We start from the raw sequence: 14,752 nt of genomic DNA on the forward strand, positions 1-14,752 counted from the left end.
ATGCCTAACTGGCTTCTTCCCGAAAACATCGCCGATGTCTTGCCCTCCGAAGCGCGCAAGATCGAGGAACTGCGTCGCCGCCTGCTCGACAATTTCCGCCTCTATGGCTACGAAATGGTCATGCCGCCGCTGCTGGAGTACCTTGAATCCCTGCTCACCGGGGCCGGCCAGGACACCGACCTGCGCACCTTCAAGCTGGTCGACCAGCTCTCCGGTCGTACCCTCGGCGTGCGCGCCGACATGACTACCCAGGTGGCGCGTATCGACGCCCACCTGCTCAATCGCGCTTCCGTGACCCGCCTGTGCTATGCCGGCAGCGTCCTGCATACCCGCCCGACCGGCCTGCATGCTACGCGCGAACCGATCCAGATCGGCGCCGAGATTTACGGTCATGCCGGCATCGAAGCCGATGCCGAAATCCAGGAACTGGCCTTGAATTCGCTGGCCCTGGCCGGCATGCGCACCATCCGCCTGGACCTGTGCCACGTGGGCGTATTGCGCGCCATCATCGCCAATGACCCCGCCGCCAAGCGTCAGGAAGCCAACCTGTTCGGCCTGCTGCAGGCCAAGGACCTGCCTGGCCTGCAGGAAATCACCGCCGGCTTCCAGGAAGGCACCCGTGCCGCGTTGCTGGCCCTGCCCAACCTGTACGGCGACATCTCCGTCATCGCCCGCGCCCGCATCACCCTGCCGGCACTGCCCGGCATCGGCCAGGCGCTGGACGAGCTGCAGGCCCTGGTGGAACTGGCCGCCGGCCATGAAGGTGCGGCCGTCACCATCGATCTGGCCGACCTGCGCGGTTATCATTACCACAGCGGCGTGATGTTCTCCGCCTATGTGCCGGGCCTGCCCAATGCGGTGGTGCGCGGCGGCCGCTACGACCATGTGGGTGAAGCCTTCGGCCGTGCGCGGCCGGCTACCGGCTTCTCCCTGGACCTGCGTGAACTGGCACGACTGATGCCAGGCGCAGAACGAAAACGCGCCATTCTTGCCCCTTGGGGTAGGGAAGCCGGTCTGCGTGAGAAAATAGCGCAATTGCGGCAAGCGGGAGAGATCGTGATCCAAAGCCTTCCCGGCCACGAACACGATCAGGACGAATTCGATTGCGATCGCGCACTCGATTTCAGCAATGGAAACTGGATTATCAAAAACTTGGGTTGAGTCATGTTACAGAACAGCAATGCAAAGAATGTCGTCGTCATCGGTACGCAGTGGGGCGATGAAGGTAAGGGCAAGATCGTCGATTGGCTGACCGATCACGCGCAAGGCGTGGTGCGTTTCCAGGGCGGCCACAATGCCGGCCACACGCTGGTCATCGGCGGCAAGAAGACTGCGCTGCAACTGATTCCCTCGGGCATCATGCGCGAAGGCGTGGCCTGCTACATCGGCAATGGCGTGGTGCTGTCCGTACCCGACCTGCTGCGCGAGATCGACAAGCTCGAAGCCGCCGGCGTGGAAGTGTGCTCGCGCCTGAAGGTGTCGGACGCCTGTCCCCTGATCCTGCCCTATCACGTGGCCCTGGACGTGGCCCGCGAAGCCGCCCGTGGCGATGCCAAGATCGGCACCACCGGCAAGGGCATCGGCCCGGCCTATGAAGACAAGGTAGCCCGTCGCGCCATCCGCGTGGCCGACCTGTTGAACGAAAAGCGCTTTGCCGAAAAGCTGCTGGCCAACCTGGACTACCACAACTTCGTCCTGACCCACTACCTGAAGACCCAGCCGGTGGACTTCCAGAAGACCCTGGACGAAGCCCTGGCCAACGTGCCGCGCATCAAGCCCATGGTCACCGACGTCTCCAGCGACCTGTACGCCATCCATCAGGCCGGCGGCAAGATCCTGTTCGAAGGCGCGCAAGGCAGCCTGCTGGACGTGGACCACGGCACCTACCCGTTCGTCACCTCCAGCAACTGCGTGGCCGGCAATGCCGCCGCCGGTGCCGGTGTCGGCCCGGGCATGCTGCACTACATCATGGGCATCACCAAGGCCTACACCACCCGTGTCGGTTCCGGCCCGTTCCCGGCCGAACTGCCCACCGATGTCGGCACCGGCAAGCACCTGGCGTCGGTCGGCCATGAATTCGGTACCGTCACCGGCCGTGCCCGCCGTTGCGGCTGGTTCGATGCCGCACTGCTCAAGCGCTCGGTGCAGATCAACGGTGTCTCCGGCATGTGCCTGACCAAGCTGGACGTGCTGGACGGCCTGGAATCGCTGAAGCTGTGCACCGGCTACAAGTTGAACGGCAAGACCGTCGACATCTTCCCGGTCGGCGCCGAAGAAGCCGCAGCCTGCGAACCGATCTACGAAGAAATGCCGGGCTGGTCCGAGACCACCGTCGGCGCCAAGTCGCTGGATGCACTGCCGGCCAATGCCCGTGCCTACATCAAGCGCATCGAGGAACTGGTGGGCGTGCCCATCGACATGATCTCCACCGGTCCCGACCGCGAAGAGACCATCGTCCTGCGTCACCCGTTCAAGTAATCAGGCCATCGCCGTACCACGTAACAAAGCAACACGAAGCAATCAATAATATGAAGATCTCTGACGATAAAGACCTCTGGGTCTCCTGGGACGACTACAACCGCCAGATCGAACGACTGGCGTTGAAGGTCTATGAATCCGGCTACCAGTTCGACCAGGTGCTGTGCCTGGCGCGTGGTGGCCTGCGCCCGGGTGACGTGATGTCCCGCATTTTCGATGTCCCGCTGGCCATCCTCTCGACCAGCTCCTACCGCGAAGCCGCCGGCACCATCCGCAGCTCGCTGGACATCGCCAAGTACATCACCATCACCAAGGGAACCCTGGGTGGCCGCATCCTGCTGGTGGACGACCTGGTCGACTCCGGCGTCACCCTGCAAAAGGTGATGCTGCACCTGAAGGAGCACTATCCGGCCGTCACTGAGATCAAGAGTGCCGTGTTGTGGTGGAAGGCCTGCTCGGTCGTGGAACCTGATTTCCACATCGACTACCTGCCCACCAATCCGTGGATCCACCAGCCCTTCGAAGAGTACGACGGTCTGGGCCCGCACCAGCTGGCGGCCTGGATCAAGAAGGGTGCCTGAGCATCGTCTTCACCAACGATGCTTCAGATGTGAAAAGAGCTTGCCGCGGCAAGCTCTTTTTTTTTGTCGTACTTGTCTGATGCGCGGGTCAGGAGCATCAGGACCAAGGAATGACCTTCTGCTCCTTGAAGGTATCGAAGAGCCGGTAGAACATCTGCTCCGTCTCCACGTATTCATGGAGACCCAGCCGGCGCGCCTTGCTGCCATCGCCGAACATGTCGTAATCCCAGGAGAACACGAAATCGGCAAATTCCCAGGCCGACAGTGAAGCATAAGGATGCGCTTTCAGTCCATGCGCGGTGACGATACTTTCCCACATGGGCGACTTGTCCGCCATCACCTCGGCCAGCTTCAGCGGCAGCGGCGGCCCCACTTCCATGCCGAAATACTGAGCGATCCTGGGCCACATCTCGCTCCAGCGGAACAGGTCGCCATTGCCGATATTGAAAGCCTGGTTGGCGGCCGCCTCGTGGGTGGCCGCCCAGACCGTGCCCTTGGCCAGCAGGCCGGCATCGGTCATCTCCAGCAGCCTGTCATAGGCTCCGGGCTTGCCGGGAAAGCGCAGCGGCAAGCCCATCGCCTTGGACATGCAGGCATACAGCGCAATGGCCAGCGCCAGGTTCATGGGATTACCCAGTGCTGCGCCACCCACCACCGCCGGGCGTGGCGCCGACCAACTCCAGCAGCGGCCGGAATCGATGCGCCGCTGTTCCAGCCAACGCTGCTGGTCGAACATGAATTCGGGCGGCATGAACTGCGCATCACTTTCGCGTGCCGGTGTCTTGAAGGGACCCAGATGGCCGCCATACACCTTGTAGCCCTGCATCAGGCTCACGTGCTGCAGCCCTGGCGCGTGCTTCTCCACCGCCTCCACCGTGTTCTGCAGCATGGCCAGGTTGGGCGCCACCAGCTCGGCCCAGCTGGGACGATGCTGGTAGGCGGCGTAGAACACATGACTGACCTGTTCCAGCGGCGCCAGCTGGCGCTCGGTTTGACTGGCATCGAGTAGATCGACGGCGACGTGGCGCAGGCGATCCTGCTTGCGACTTTCTCCGCCACGACGCGACAGGCCGATCACCTCCCATTGCGGCAGGGAGAGCAGGTGGGTGATCAGCTGACTGCCGATCACGCCGTGGGCGCCGACCACCAGGGCGGTCTTGCGTGGGGTTGCGTTCGGGGACATGCGGGCCTCCATCAGTTCAGCAGGTTTCGGTACGCTGGCTGGCGGGCGACTGCACCGGCTTGCCATCCATCTTCCAGCTCAGCAGGGCCACCGCGATGCCCGCCAGCGGCAGCAGGGCGGCCACATAGGGAACGGCATGCAGGCCCGGGCCGTGGTCGATGGTCACGCCGCCCAGCCAGGCCCCTGCCGCATTGCCCAGGTTGAAGGCCGCGATATTGGCCGAGGAGGCCAGGTTGGGCGCACCGGTGGCCTTTTCCAGCACCCGCATCTGCAGCGGCGGCACGGTAGCGAAGGCCGCCATGCCCATCAGCCCGACGCCGACGATGGCTGCGATCTTGTTGCCATTGGTCAGGCCGAACAGCACCAGCACCACTGCCAGCAGCACCAGGCTGCCCAGCAGCGTGGCCATCAGGCGCTTGTCGGCCAGCTTGCCGCCGGCCAGGTTGCCGATCACCAGCCCCAGGCCGAACAGCAGCAGGATGGGCGACACTGCGGAAGGCGGGAAGCCGCTGATATCGGTCAGGATCGGGGCGATATAGGTGAAGGCCGCGAACACGCCACCGAAGCCCAGCACCGTCATCAGCAGGCCCAGCATCACCTGCGGGCGCATCAGTACGCGCACTTCCTTGCCGAAGTCAGCCTCTTCACCGCCTTGCGAGCGCGGCACCAGCACGGCGGTGGCGGCCAGGGCGATCACCCCGATCACGGTCACTGCCCAGAAGGTGGCGCGCCAGCCGTAGCTCTGGCCCAGCCAGGTGCCGAAAGGCACGCCCAGCACATTGGCCACCGTCAGGCCGGTGAACATCAGCGCGATGGCAGAGGCCTGCTTTTCCTTGGGGACCAGGCTGGTGGCCACCACCGAGCCGACCCCGAAGAACGCGCCGTGGGCAAAGGAAGCCACCACCCGGCCCAGCATCAGCGTGGCGTAACCCGGTGCAATGGCACAGGCCAGATTGCCGATGACGAAGACCACCATCAGCGCAATCAGCAGCGTCTTGCGCGGCAGGCGGCCGGTGGTAGCGGTCACCAGCGGTGCACCCACGAACACGCCCAGCGCGTAGCCGGTCACCAGCAGACCGGCCGAGGACAGGCTCACGCCCAGGTTGGAGGCCACTTCCGGCAGCAGCCCCATGATGACGAATTCGGTAGTCCCGATGGCGAATGCGCTGATGGTCAGCGCCCAAAGTGCAATTGGCATGGCAATCCTCTTGTTGTGGTGTGGAGTAGGCCGGCTTCTCCAGTTGGATTGCCAGCGATGTGAAGGATTGTGCCCGCAGTCTTTGTTGAGAAAAATGCCGTTACAATCAAAGAATATTTGATCCGGAGTCAACAATGAATATCCAGTCCGAGGAATTGCGCACCTTCGTCGCCGTGGTCGAGGCTGGCACCCTGTCGGCGGCGGCCGAAGTGCTGGAGCAGACCACCTCGGGCGTGAGCCGCGCGCTGTCGCGGCTGGAAGAAAAACTGGGCGCCAGCCTGCTGACCCGCACCACCCGCCGCATGGAGCTGACCGAAGAGGGCGGTGCCTTCCTGGAACAGGCCCGGGCCATCCTCGCAGCCATGGAGCAGGCTGAGGAAACGGTGCGCATGCGCACCCGCAAGCCGGTCGGCAAGCTGCGCGTGGACGCCGCCGTGCCCTTCATGCTGCACTGTATCGTCCCGCATGTCGGCGCCTTTCGCGAGGCCTATCCGGACATCGAACTGGAGCTCACCACCAATGACCGCTTCATCGACCTGGTGGAGCAGCGTGCCGACATCGCCATTCGCATCGGCGAGCTGCAGGATTCGACCCTGCATGCCCGTCCCCTCAGTTCGGCGCGGCTCAACATCGTCGCCAGTCCCGCCTATCTGGCGCGGCACCCCGCGCCGGTATCGGTGGAGGCGCTGGAACAGCACCAGCTGATCGGCTTTTCGCAGCCGGAAATCCTCAATCACTGGCCCCTGCGCCACCACGCCGGCGACCGCTACCAGACCCGGCCGGCGCTGCGCGCTTCCAGCGGCGAGACCATCCGCCATCTGGCGCTGCAGGGGCAGGGCATCGCCTGCCTCTCCAGTTTCATGACCGACGACGATATCGCGGCAGGACGGCTGGTGCGCCTGTTGGCGCAGAACGATAGTGGCTTCCGCCAGAAGATTTCAGCGGTCTACTATCACAACACCCAGCTGTCGCGCCGCATCAGCTGCTTCCTCGATTTTTTGCAGTGCAAGCTTTAAATCGGAAACGTTTTGCCTTAAACCAAGTCTGAGCGCCAACATTGCCGCAAGGGGGAAACGACCTGTGGCCGCCATCACACGAACTTGATCCGGAGAGAACAAGATGAAGCAAATACCCACCGGTAGGGCTGCAGGTCGCCCATGGATCACCCACTGGCCACGGCAGGTCCGTCGCCTGCTGCTGGCTGCGCTCGCCCTGGGGGCCGCGCTGCTGCTGCCGGCGCCGTCCGCCAGCGCCGCCGCTGCCAGCGTGCAGACCTTTTCGCCCCAGGGCGAAGTCCAGCGCATCCGCCAGGTAAGGGCGCGCTTCTCCGAAGCCATGATCAAGTTCGGTGACCCCAAGGCTGCCTCGCCCTTCGACGCCGATTGCGCCGTGGCCGGCACTGCCCGCTGGGCCGATGAGAAGAACTGGGTCTATGACTTCGAACGCGACCTGCCGCCCGGTACCCGCTGCAGCTTCACTCTGCGCAGCGATGCCCGCTCGGCGGCGGGCAATGCGGTGTCCGGCAAGACCCGCTTCCAGTTCAGCACCGGCGGACCGGTCGTGAGCCGCGTACAGCCTTATGACGATGCGCGCATCACTGAAGACCAGGCCTTCATCCTCTATCAGAATGGCCCGGCCACCGAAGCCTCGGTACGTCAACACCTGTACTGCGAAGCCGAGGGTATCAACGAGCGCATCCCTACCAAGGCAGTCGGTGAGTCCGACCGCAAGGCCTTGCTGCAGCAGTTCGCCAAGGGCGTCGATCCGGCCTCGGTGACCATCGTCCAGTGCCAGCAGCGCCTGCCCAATGAAGCGCACGTCAAGCTGGTCTGGGATCGCGGTATTGCCGCCGCGGCCGCACCGGCCATCGTTACCACCAAGCCACAGGTCTTCAGCTTCCAGGTGCGTAGCGAATTCACGGCCAGCCTTTCCTGCCAGCGCGAAAACGCCAATGCCGCCTGCTCGCCCATCCTGCCGGTAACCCTGTCGTTCTCGGCCCCGGTGCCGCGCAATCTGGCCGAGCAGATCGTCATGAACGCCAGCACCGGCAAGATCAAGCCCGCCCTGGACGGCGACAAGGATGCCGCCGTGCGCGAACTGCGCTTCAAGCCGCCATTCCCGGAAAAATCCGAGTTCAGCATCAGCCTGCCTTCCGGTTTCAAGGACGAAGATGGTCGCACGCTCTCCAACGCCGCCGCCTTCCCGCTGAAATCAGCCCTGGCCGATTTCCCGCCGCTGGCCAAATTCCCGGCCGCGCCCTTCGGCATCATCGAACTCAACGCCGATCCCACGCTGCCGATGACCCTGCGCCGGGTCGAAGCCGGCTTGCAGCTGCGCGGCAAGGATGGTCGCGCCATGCCCGGCAAGGTGGCCGATCTCAAGGTCGATGGCGACCAGGCGGTGATCGCCTGGCTCACGCGCCTGAACAAGTATCACGAGAAATGGGGCGACCCCAAGAAGGTGGATTCGCGCAGCGTCAGCCTGCTGGCCAAGGAACCGGGCGCGAAGAAGCTCGACCTCCCCGCGCAGAAGGAGGCCAAGGACGGCGAGTGGCCCTTCGAAGTGATCGGCATCCCCTTGAAGGACCCCGGCTTCTACGTGGTCGAACTGGAATCGCAGAAACTGGGTGCCTCCCTGCTGGGCAAGCCGCAGCCCATGTACGTGCGCACCAGCGCGTTGGTGACCAACCTGGCCGTCCACGTCAAGCTGGGCCGCGCCAACGGCGCCGTATGGGTGACCCGGCTGGACGACGCCAGACCGGTGGCCGACGCCGAGATCCGCGTCTCCAATTGCGAAGGCACGTCGCTCTGGCAGGGCAAGACCAATGCCAATGGCGTGGCGATGATGCCAGCACTGGAGGACGCCTGCGCCCATCGTCCCTACAGCGAGGACAATGCCGACAGCATCAACGGCCTCTTCGTCAGCGCCCGCAAGACCGATGAGCGGGGCCGCCAGGACATGGCCTTTGCGCTTACGTCGTGGAACGACGGCATCGAATCCTGGCGCTTCAACCTGCCCACCGACATGGACCGCGCCGCCACCGTGCGCGCCACCACCATCTTCGACCGCAGCCTGTTCCGTGCCGGCGAAACGGTCTCGATGAAGCACGTCATCCGCACTGAGACCCTGCAAGGCTTCGGCCTGCTGCGCAAGGAAGACCTGCCTACCCGCGTGCGCATCAGCCATCTGGGCAGTGGCCAGCAATACCAGTTTCCCCTGACCTGGCGCGGCAACAAGAGCGCCGAGACCAGCTTCGTCCTGCCACGCGAAGCCAAGCTGGGAACCTATGAAGTGGTGCTGGACCAGGGCGAGGTCGATACCAGCGCCAGCGCGAACGAGGACGAGGCCGAAGACGGCTACGGACGCGGCAGCTACGTCACCGGCAGCTTCCGCGTGGAAGAATTCCGCCTGCCGCTGATGCAGGGCCGCATCACGCCGCCCAAGGGCGCCCAGGTCGCCATCAAGGAATTGCCGCTGGACCTGCAACTGAACTACATCAACGGCGGTGGCGCGGCCAACCAGGCCGTGCGGGTATCGTCGCTGCTGCGTTCGCGCGGGGTGAACATCGCGGGTTACGACGGTTTCTCCTTCTACCCTCCGCGCAGCGATGACGACAGCAATGCCGACGACCAGAAGATCGTCGCCGACAAGCTCGCCGTCACCCTCGACAAGAACGGCAGCGGTCGCGCCGTCATCGGCAAGCTGCCAGTGCTGCAACGCCCGCAGGAACTGCTCACCGAGATGACCTACAGCGACCCCAATGGCGAAGTGCAGACCATCTCCAGCGTCACGCCGCTGTGGCCATCGGCGGTGGTGGTGGGCCTGCGCACGGGCAACTGGGTGTCAGTCAAGAAAAAGCTGACGCTGACCGCCGTCACCCTCAATACCGCCGGTCAGCCGCAGGCCGGCGTGCCGGTGGAAATCCGTGGCCTGGCGCGCAAGACCAATTCGCACCGCAAGCGCATGGTGGGCGGCTTCTACGCCTATGAAAACGACGAGAGCAAGCAAGACCTCGGCAAGCTTTGCGCCGGCAAGAGCGACCAGCACGGCATGTTCACCTGCGACACCGAACTTTCCGAGGCCGGCAATGTGGAATTGATCGCCAGCGCCAGGGATGGCAATGCCAATGCGGCTGCCGCCCGTTCCTCGGTGTGGGTCACCGGGCGTGGCGAAGTCTGGTTCGATGGCGAGAACCAGGACCGCATCGACATCCTGCCCGAGAAAAAGAACTACCAGCCCGGCGAGACCGCCACCTTCCAGGTGCGCATGCCTTTCCGTCACGCGACCGCGCTGGTTGCCGTGGAGCGTGAAGGCGTCATCGATACACGCGTGGTGCAACTGTCCGGCCAGGACCCCACCATCAGCGTGCCGATGAAAGCCGAGTATGGTCCCAATGTCTATGTCTCGGTGCTGGCCGTGCGCGGTCGCATGCGCGAGGTGCCGTGGTATTCCTTCTTCGTCTGGGGCTGGAAGGAGCCACTCAACTGGTGGCATGAATTCCGCACCTATCAGGGGCCCGGCCCCATCGTCGATCTCTCCAAGCCGGCATGGAAGTTCGGCATCGCCGAAGTCAACATCGGCGATGCCGGCCATCGCCTGCAGGTGGCGGTGACGACCGACAAGCCCACCTATCCCATCCGCGCCATCGCCAAGGTGCAAGTGCAGGTGAAGCTGCCCAACGGCAAACCGGCCGCCGGGGGCGAATTCGCCCTGGCCGCCGTCGATGAAGCCCTGCTGGAGCTGCAGCCCAATGGCAGCTGGGATGTCTTGCGCGCCATGCTGCAACGACGCAGCTATGGCGTGGAAACCTCCACCGCGCAGATGCAGGTGGTCGGCAAGCGCCACTACGGCAAGAAGGCCACACCGGCCGGTGGCGGCGGTGGTCGCGCCCCCACGCGTGAACTGTTCGACACCCTGCTGGTATGGAAGCCCAACGTTACCCTGGATGCAGAGGGCAGGGCGCAACTGGAGGTGCCGTTGAACGATGCACTGACCTCCTTCCGCATCGTGGCCATTGCCGAGAATGGCGTCAGCGATTTCGGGACCGGCAGTATCAGCATCCGCTCCACCCAGGATGTGCAGGTCATCTCCGGCCTGCCGCCCCTGGTGCGTGAAGGCGACAGCTTCAACGGCAGCGTCACCGTGCGCAATACCACTACCCATGACATGACCCTCAAGGTCAGCGCACGCGCCCAGGGCGGAACGCCCGCCAGCACCCTGACGCTGCCCGAGCGCGACATCAAGATCGCGGCCGGCCAGTCGGCCGAAGTGATGTGGCCGGTGCAGACGCCGGAAGGCATCAATCAGCTGGCCTGGGAAATCAGCGCCCAGGAGCAGGGCGGCCAGAAGGCCAAGGACGCCATGAAGTTCAGCCAGCGCGTGGTGCCGGCGGTCCCGGTGACGGTGCAGCAGGCGACCCTGTTCCAGCTGGACAAGAGCGCCGCCCTCAGCGTCTCCCGCCCGGCCGACAGCCTCCCCGGACGCGGTGGCCTGGCCATCTCGCTCAAGCCCAGCCTGGCCGGTGGCAGTGATGCGCTGACCCGCTACTTCGTCAACTACCCCTTTGCCTGCCTGGAGCAGAAGACCTCCAAGGCCATCGGCCTGCGCGATGAAGCGGCGTGGCAGAAGATCGTGGCCGACCTGCCGACCTATCTCGACGGCGACGGCCTGGCCTACTACTTCCCGCCCAGCGACAGCGGCGCGCGGCGTGGCAGCGACACGCTCACCGCCTACCTGCTGGCGGCCACCAACGAGGCCGGCTATGCCATCCCGCCCGCCAGCCGCGACAAGATGCTGGACGGCCTGGCCGGCTTCGTGGAGGGCAAGGTGATGCGCGAATTCTGGTCGCCGCAGAAGGACCTGGACGTGCGCAAGCTGGCCGCGCTGGAAGCTCTGTCGCGCTACAACCGCGTGCAGCCTGCCATGCTCGGATCGATCCAGATCAACCCCAACCAGTGGCCCACCTCCGGCCTGCTGGACTGGATCGCCATCCTGCAGCGAGTCACTGCCATCCCCGAACGTCAGAAGAAGCTCGACGAAGCCGACCAGATCCTGCGCGCCCGTCTGAACTTCCAGGGCACGCGCATGGGCTTCTCCAATGAAGAGGGCGACTACTGGTGGTGGCTCATGAGCAGCGGCGACGCCAATGCCAACCGCCTGATCCTGCTGGCACTGAACAACCCGGCCTGGCGCGACGACCTGCCGCGTCTGGTGGCCGGCGCCATCGGCCGCCAGCAGCGCGGGCACTGGAGCACCACCACCGCCAACGTCTGGGGCAGCCTGGCCCTGGAGAAATTCGCCCGCAAGTTCGAATCCGAACCGGTCACCGGCAGCACCCGCGCCACGCTGGAGCAGGGTGGGGGCAACAGTGCTGCCAGTGCCACCAGTGCCGCCGGTGCCACCCAGAGCCAGGCCTGGAGCAGCGCCGCCAGCGGCGGCAAGCTGCAACTGCCCTGGCCCGACGGCAATGCGCAAGGCGGCAATGTGCGCTTCACGCAAGAGGGCAATGGCAAGCCCTGGGTCACACTGCAAAGCCTGGCCGCCGTGCCCCTGAAACAAGCGTTCGCGGCCGGCTACCGCATCAGCCGCAAGGTCGAGGCCATCGAACAGAAGCAGGCCGGCATCTATACCCGTGGCGATGTGCTGCGGGTGACGCTGGACATCGATGCCCAGAGCGAGATGACCTGGGTCGTGGTCAGCGATCCGGTGCCGGGCGGCGCGACCCTGCTGGGTTCCGGCCTGGGGCGTGATTCCGCCATCGCCCAGGGCAAGCAGGACAGCCCGCGTGATCGCGGCATGGGCTGGCTGGCCTACGAGGAACGCAGCTTCGAAGCCTATCGCGCCTACTACGAGTCCATGCCCAAGGGCCGCACCAGCATCAGCTACACCGTGCGCCTGAACAATGCCGGCGAATTCAACCTGCCGCCTACGCGGGTGGAGGCCATGTATGCGCCGGAAATGTTTGGCGAAGTGCCGAACGCCAAACTGGTCGTCAAGGCGGCACCGTGATCGCCAGCGGCACGCCCTGGTCCCGCGCCGCCGTACGCTGCGCGCTGGTGCTGGCCTTGCTGCTGCCAGGCAGCGCAAGCGCGCTGCCTTCGTTTGCCGAGGTGCAGCGCGACTTCCTCCCCTCCGAGGCCAGCCTGCTGGACCGCAACGGCGAGCTGCTGCAGCGCCTGCGTGTGAACATGGACGAACGCAAGCTCGCCTGGGTGAAGCTGGAAGATGTCTCCCCCGCCCTGCGCCAGGCCCTGATCGCCTCCGAAGACCGACGTTTCTACCAGCACAGCGGCATCGACTGGAATGCCGTCGCGGCCTCGGCCTGGGGCAATCTCTGGAATACCCGGACCCGCGGTGCCTCCACCATCACCATGCAACTGGCGGGCCTGCTCCATGATGACCTGCGTCGCAAATCCGGCGCACGCACGCTGACGCAGAAGGTCTCGCAGGCGTGGATCGCGCAATCGCTGGAACGCAGCTGGCGCAAGGACCAGATCCTGGAGGCCTACCTCAACCTGGTCTCCTTCCGGGGCGAGCTGGTGGGTGTGCATGCCTTGTCGCGCGTCATGTTCGGCAAGCATCCCAGTGGCCTGGATCAGGGTGAAGCCGCCATCGCGGTCGCCCTGATCCGCGCCCCCAACGCCACCCCGCGCCGCGTGGCCGAGCGCGCCTGCGCCATCTTGAAGGAGCAGGGCGCTGCCGAACAATGCAATGGCATGGATGGCCGCACCGAACTGGTCCTGGCCCGTGCCGCCGCCAAACGCGACCTGCCGGGCGCCAGCGATGCACCGCAGTTGGCCCCTCACCTGGCGCGCAAGCTCTTGAACACGGCCGGCCAGCAAGTGCGCTCCACGCTGGACGCGCCCCTGCAGCGCTTCGCCTCGCAAGCCCTGCGCCATCAACTGGCCGGCCTGGCCGAACGCAACATCGAGGATGGCGCCATCATCGTCATCGACAACGCCACCGGTGAAGTCCTAGCCTGGGTCGGCTCCAGTGGCAGCTTGTCGGCGGCCGCCAATGTCGATGGCGTGGTCGCGCAGCGCCAGGCCGGCTCGACGCTCAAGCCTTTCCTCTACGAACTGGCGATCGAAAAAAGGTGGCTCACGGCGGCCTCGCTGCTGGACGATTCCCCCGTCAACCTCGCCACCAGCGCCGGACTCTACATCCCGCAGAACTACGACAAGCAATACAAGGGGTTGGTCAGCCTGCGCACCTCGCTGGGTTCTTCCCTGAACATCCCCGCCGTGCGCACGCTGGTGATGGTCACGCCGGAACGCTTCTTCCGCCGCCTGCAGGCACTGGGCTTCAACCTGCGCGAGAGTGGCGACTACTACGGCTACAGCCTGGCCCTGGGTAGTGCCGACGTGACTCTGGCCAACCTCGCCAATGCCTATCGCGCATTGGCCAACCAGGGCCGCTATTCCCCCTTGCGCAGCCGACTGGATGACGCCCGCACCGCGCCGCGCCCGGTACCGGTGATGGACGCCGATGCCGCCTACATCATCGGCGACATCCTCTCCGACCGCAGCGCTCGCGCCCGTACCTTCGGCCTGGAGAATGCGCTGTCCACCCGTATCTGGACCGCGGTCAAGACCGGCACTTCCAAGGACATGCGCGACAACTGGTGCGTCGGCTATTCCTCGCGTTACACCGTCGGCGTGTGGGTCGGCAATGCTTCCGGTGCCCCGATGTGGGATGTCTCCGGCGTGACCGGCGCCGCACCGGTGTGGCAGGAGGTGATGCAGTACCTGCATGAACGCGGCCGCGGCGGCAGTCGGGATGGCCGCAGCAGCCCGCCGCAGAAGCCGGCCGGCGTACAGGCCCAGACGATACGTTATGAACAGAATGTGGAGGCCGCCCGCACCGAATACTTCCTGCCCGGCACGGCGCAGTCCGAGATCCGCATCGCGCACGCGCGCGAAATCCGTCCGGCCATCACCTATCCGACCGCCGGCATGCTGGTGGCGCTGGACCCGGACATCCCACCGGCGCGCCAGCGTATCCGCTTCCGCGCCCAGGGTGCGCCGGCTGGCAGCCGCTGGGTGCTGGATGGCAAACGCATGCCGGAGTCGGTCATGCAAACAGGGCGGGTCAAGGCGCAGAAGGTGGCTGCTTCATCGCAGCAGAGCGATGTGGAAGAACTCGGTTTCGACTGGATGCCCTGGCCGGGCCGGCATGTGCTGGCCTTGCAGGATGCGTCGGGCAAGGAGCTCGATAGTCTGCGATTTGAGGTGAGGGGGGCGGTGGAGCGGCCCGCTTTGCCGCAAAAGAAATAGGCGCTTTGCTCGTGGTCCCCAAAACGCAAAAGGCCGA

General features: G+C 65.1%; 8 protein-coding genes. 6 read left to right on the forward strand and 2 right to left on the reverse strand.

What is annotated here, in order from left to right:
• The 3 genes from HFRIS_RS10525 to HFRIS_RS10535 are packed head-to-tail and all read left to right on the forward strand — an operon-like array spanning position 1 to position 3,059.
• Positions 1 to 1,161 carry an ATP phosphoribosyltransferase regulatory subunit gene (locus HFRIS_RS10525; protein WP_006463315.1) on the forward strand — a complete coding sequence of 387 codons (1,161 nt, stop codon included), beginning with the start codon at positions 1 to 3 and terminating at the stop codon, positions 1,159 to 1,161.
• Between the two features lie 3 nt (positions 1,162 to 1,164).
• Entirely contained in the window at positions 1,165 to 2,478 is a 1,314-nt protein-coding gene (locus HFRIS_RS10530) for an adenylosuccinate synthase (protein WP_006463316.1), read from the forward strand.
• Positions 2,479 to 2,528: 50 nt separating this feature from the next.
• Positions 2,529 to 3,059: a phosphoribosyltransferase gene (locus HFRIS_RS10535; RefSeq protein ID WP_006463317.1), complete on the forward strand. Its 531-nt coding sequence runs from the start codon at positions 2,529 to 2,531 to the stop codon at positions 3,057 to 3,059.
• 97 nt (positions 3,060 to 3,156) lie between these two features.
• Here HFRIS_RS10535 and HFRIS_RS10540 read toward each other — a convergent pair whose 3' ends face one another.
• Both HFRIS_RS10540 and HFRIS_RS10545 read right to left on the reverse strand, forming a co-directional pair.
• A complete protein-coding gene (locus tag HFRIS_RS10540) occupies positions 3,157 to 4,242 on the reverse strand; it encodes an SDR family oxidoreductase (RefSeq protein ID WP_006463318.1) in 1,086 nt (361 codons plus the stop codon).
• A gap of 16 nt (positions 4,243 to 4,258) precedes the next feature.
• Positions 4,259 to 5,440 carry an MFS transporter gene (locus HFRIS_RS10545; RefSeq protein WP_006463319.1) on the reverse strand — a complete coding sequence of 394 codons (1,182 nt, stop codon included), beginning with the start codon at positions 5,438 to 5,440 and terminating at the stop codon, positions 4,259 to 4,261.
• A gap of 134 nt (positions 5,441 to 5,574) precedes the next feature.
• Here HFRIS_RS10545 and HFRIS_RS10550 point away from each other — a divergent pair, with 134 nt between their 5' ends.
• The 3 genes from HFRIS_RS10550 (at position 5,575) to pbpC (ending at position 14,715) form a co-directional block, all read left to right on the forward strand.
• On the forward strand, positions 5,575 to 6,456 hold the full coding sequence (locus tag HFRIS_RS10550) for a LysR family transcriptional regulator (protein WP_006463320.1): 882 nt from the start codon (positions 5,575 to 5,577) through the stop codon (positions 6,454 to 6,456).
• 103 nt (positions 6,457 to 6,559) lie between these two features.
• Positions 6,560 to 12,448 (forward strand): alpha-2-macroglobulin family protein, encoded by a 5,889-nt coding sequence (locus HFRIS_RS10555; protein WP_006463321.1) that lies wholly within the window; start codon positions 6,560 to 6,562, stop codon positions 12,446 to 12,448.
• Positions 12,445 to 14,715 carry a penicillin-binding protein 1C gene (gene pbpC / locus HFRIS_RS10560; RefSeq protein WP_006463322.1) on the forward strand — a complete coding sequence of 757 codons (2,271 nt, stop codon included), beginning with the start codon at positions 12,445 to 12,447 and terminating at the stop codon, positions 14,713 to 14,715. Before HFRIS_RS10555 ends, pbpC begins: the two co-directional genes overlap by 4 nt.
• Positions 14,716 to 14,752: the final 37 nt, after the last annotated feature.

The organism is Herbaspirillum frisingense GSF30 (genome assembly GCF_000300975.2).
Classification (GTDB): Bacteria; Pseudomonadota; Gammaproteobacteria; order Burkholderiales; family Burkholderiaceae_D; genus Herbaspirillum; species Herbaspirillum frisingense.

Coding starts and splice junctions, on each gene's coding strand:
- HFRIS_RS10550 (WP_006463320.1), top strand. CDS start 5,575: ATGAATATCCAGTCCGAGGAATTGCGCACCTTCGTCGCCGTGGTCGAG.
- HFRIS_RS10530 (WP_006463316.1), top strand. CDS start 1,165: ATGTTACAGAACAGCAATGCAAAGAATGTCGTCGTCATCGGTACGCAG.
- HFRIS_RS10535 (WP_006463317.1), top strand. CDS start 2,529: ATGAAGATCTCTGACGATAAAGACCTCTGGGTCTCCTGGGACGACTAC.
- HFRIS_RS10545 (WP_006463319.1), bottom strand. CDS start 5,440: ATGCCAATTGCACTTTGGGCGCTGACCATCAGCGCATTCGCCATCGGG.
- HFRIS_RS10540 (WP_006463318.1), bottom strand. CDS start 4,242: ATGTCCCCGAACGCAACCCCACGCAAGACCGCCCTGGTGGTCGGCGCC.
- HFRIS_RS10555 (WP_006463321.1), top strand. CDS start 6,560: ATGAAGCAAATACCCACCGGTAGGGCTGCAGGTCGCCCATGGATCACC.
- HFRIS_RS10525 (WP_006463315.1), top strand. CDS start 1: ATGCCTAACTGGCTTCTTCCCGAAAACATCGCCGATGTCTTGCCCTCC.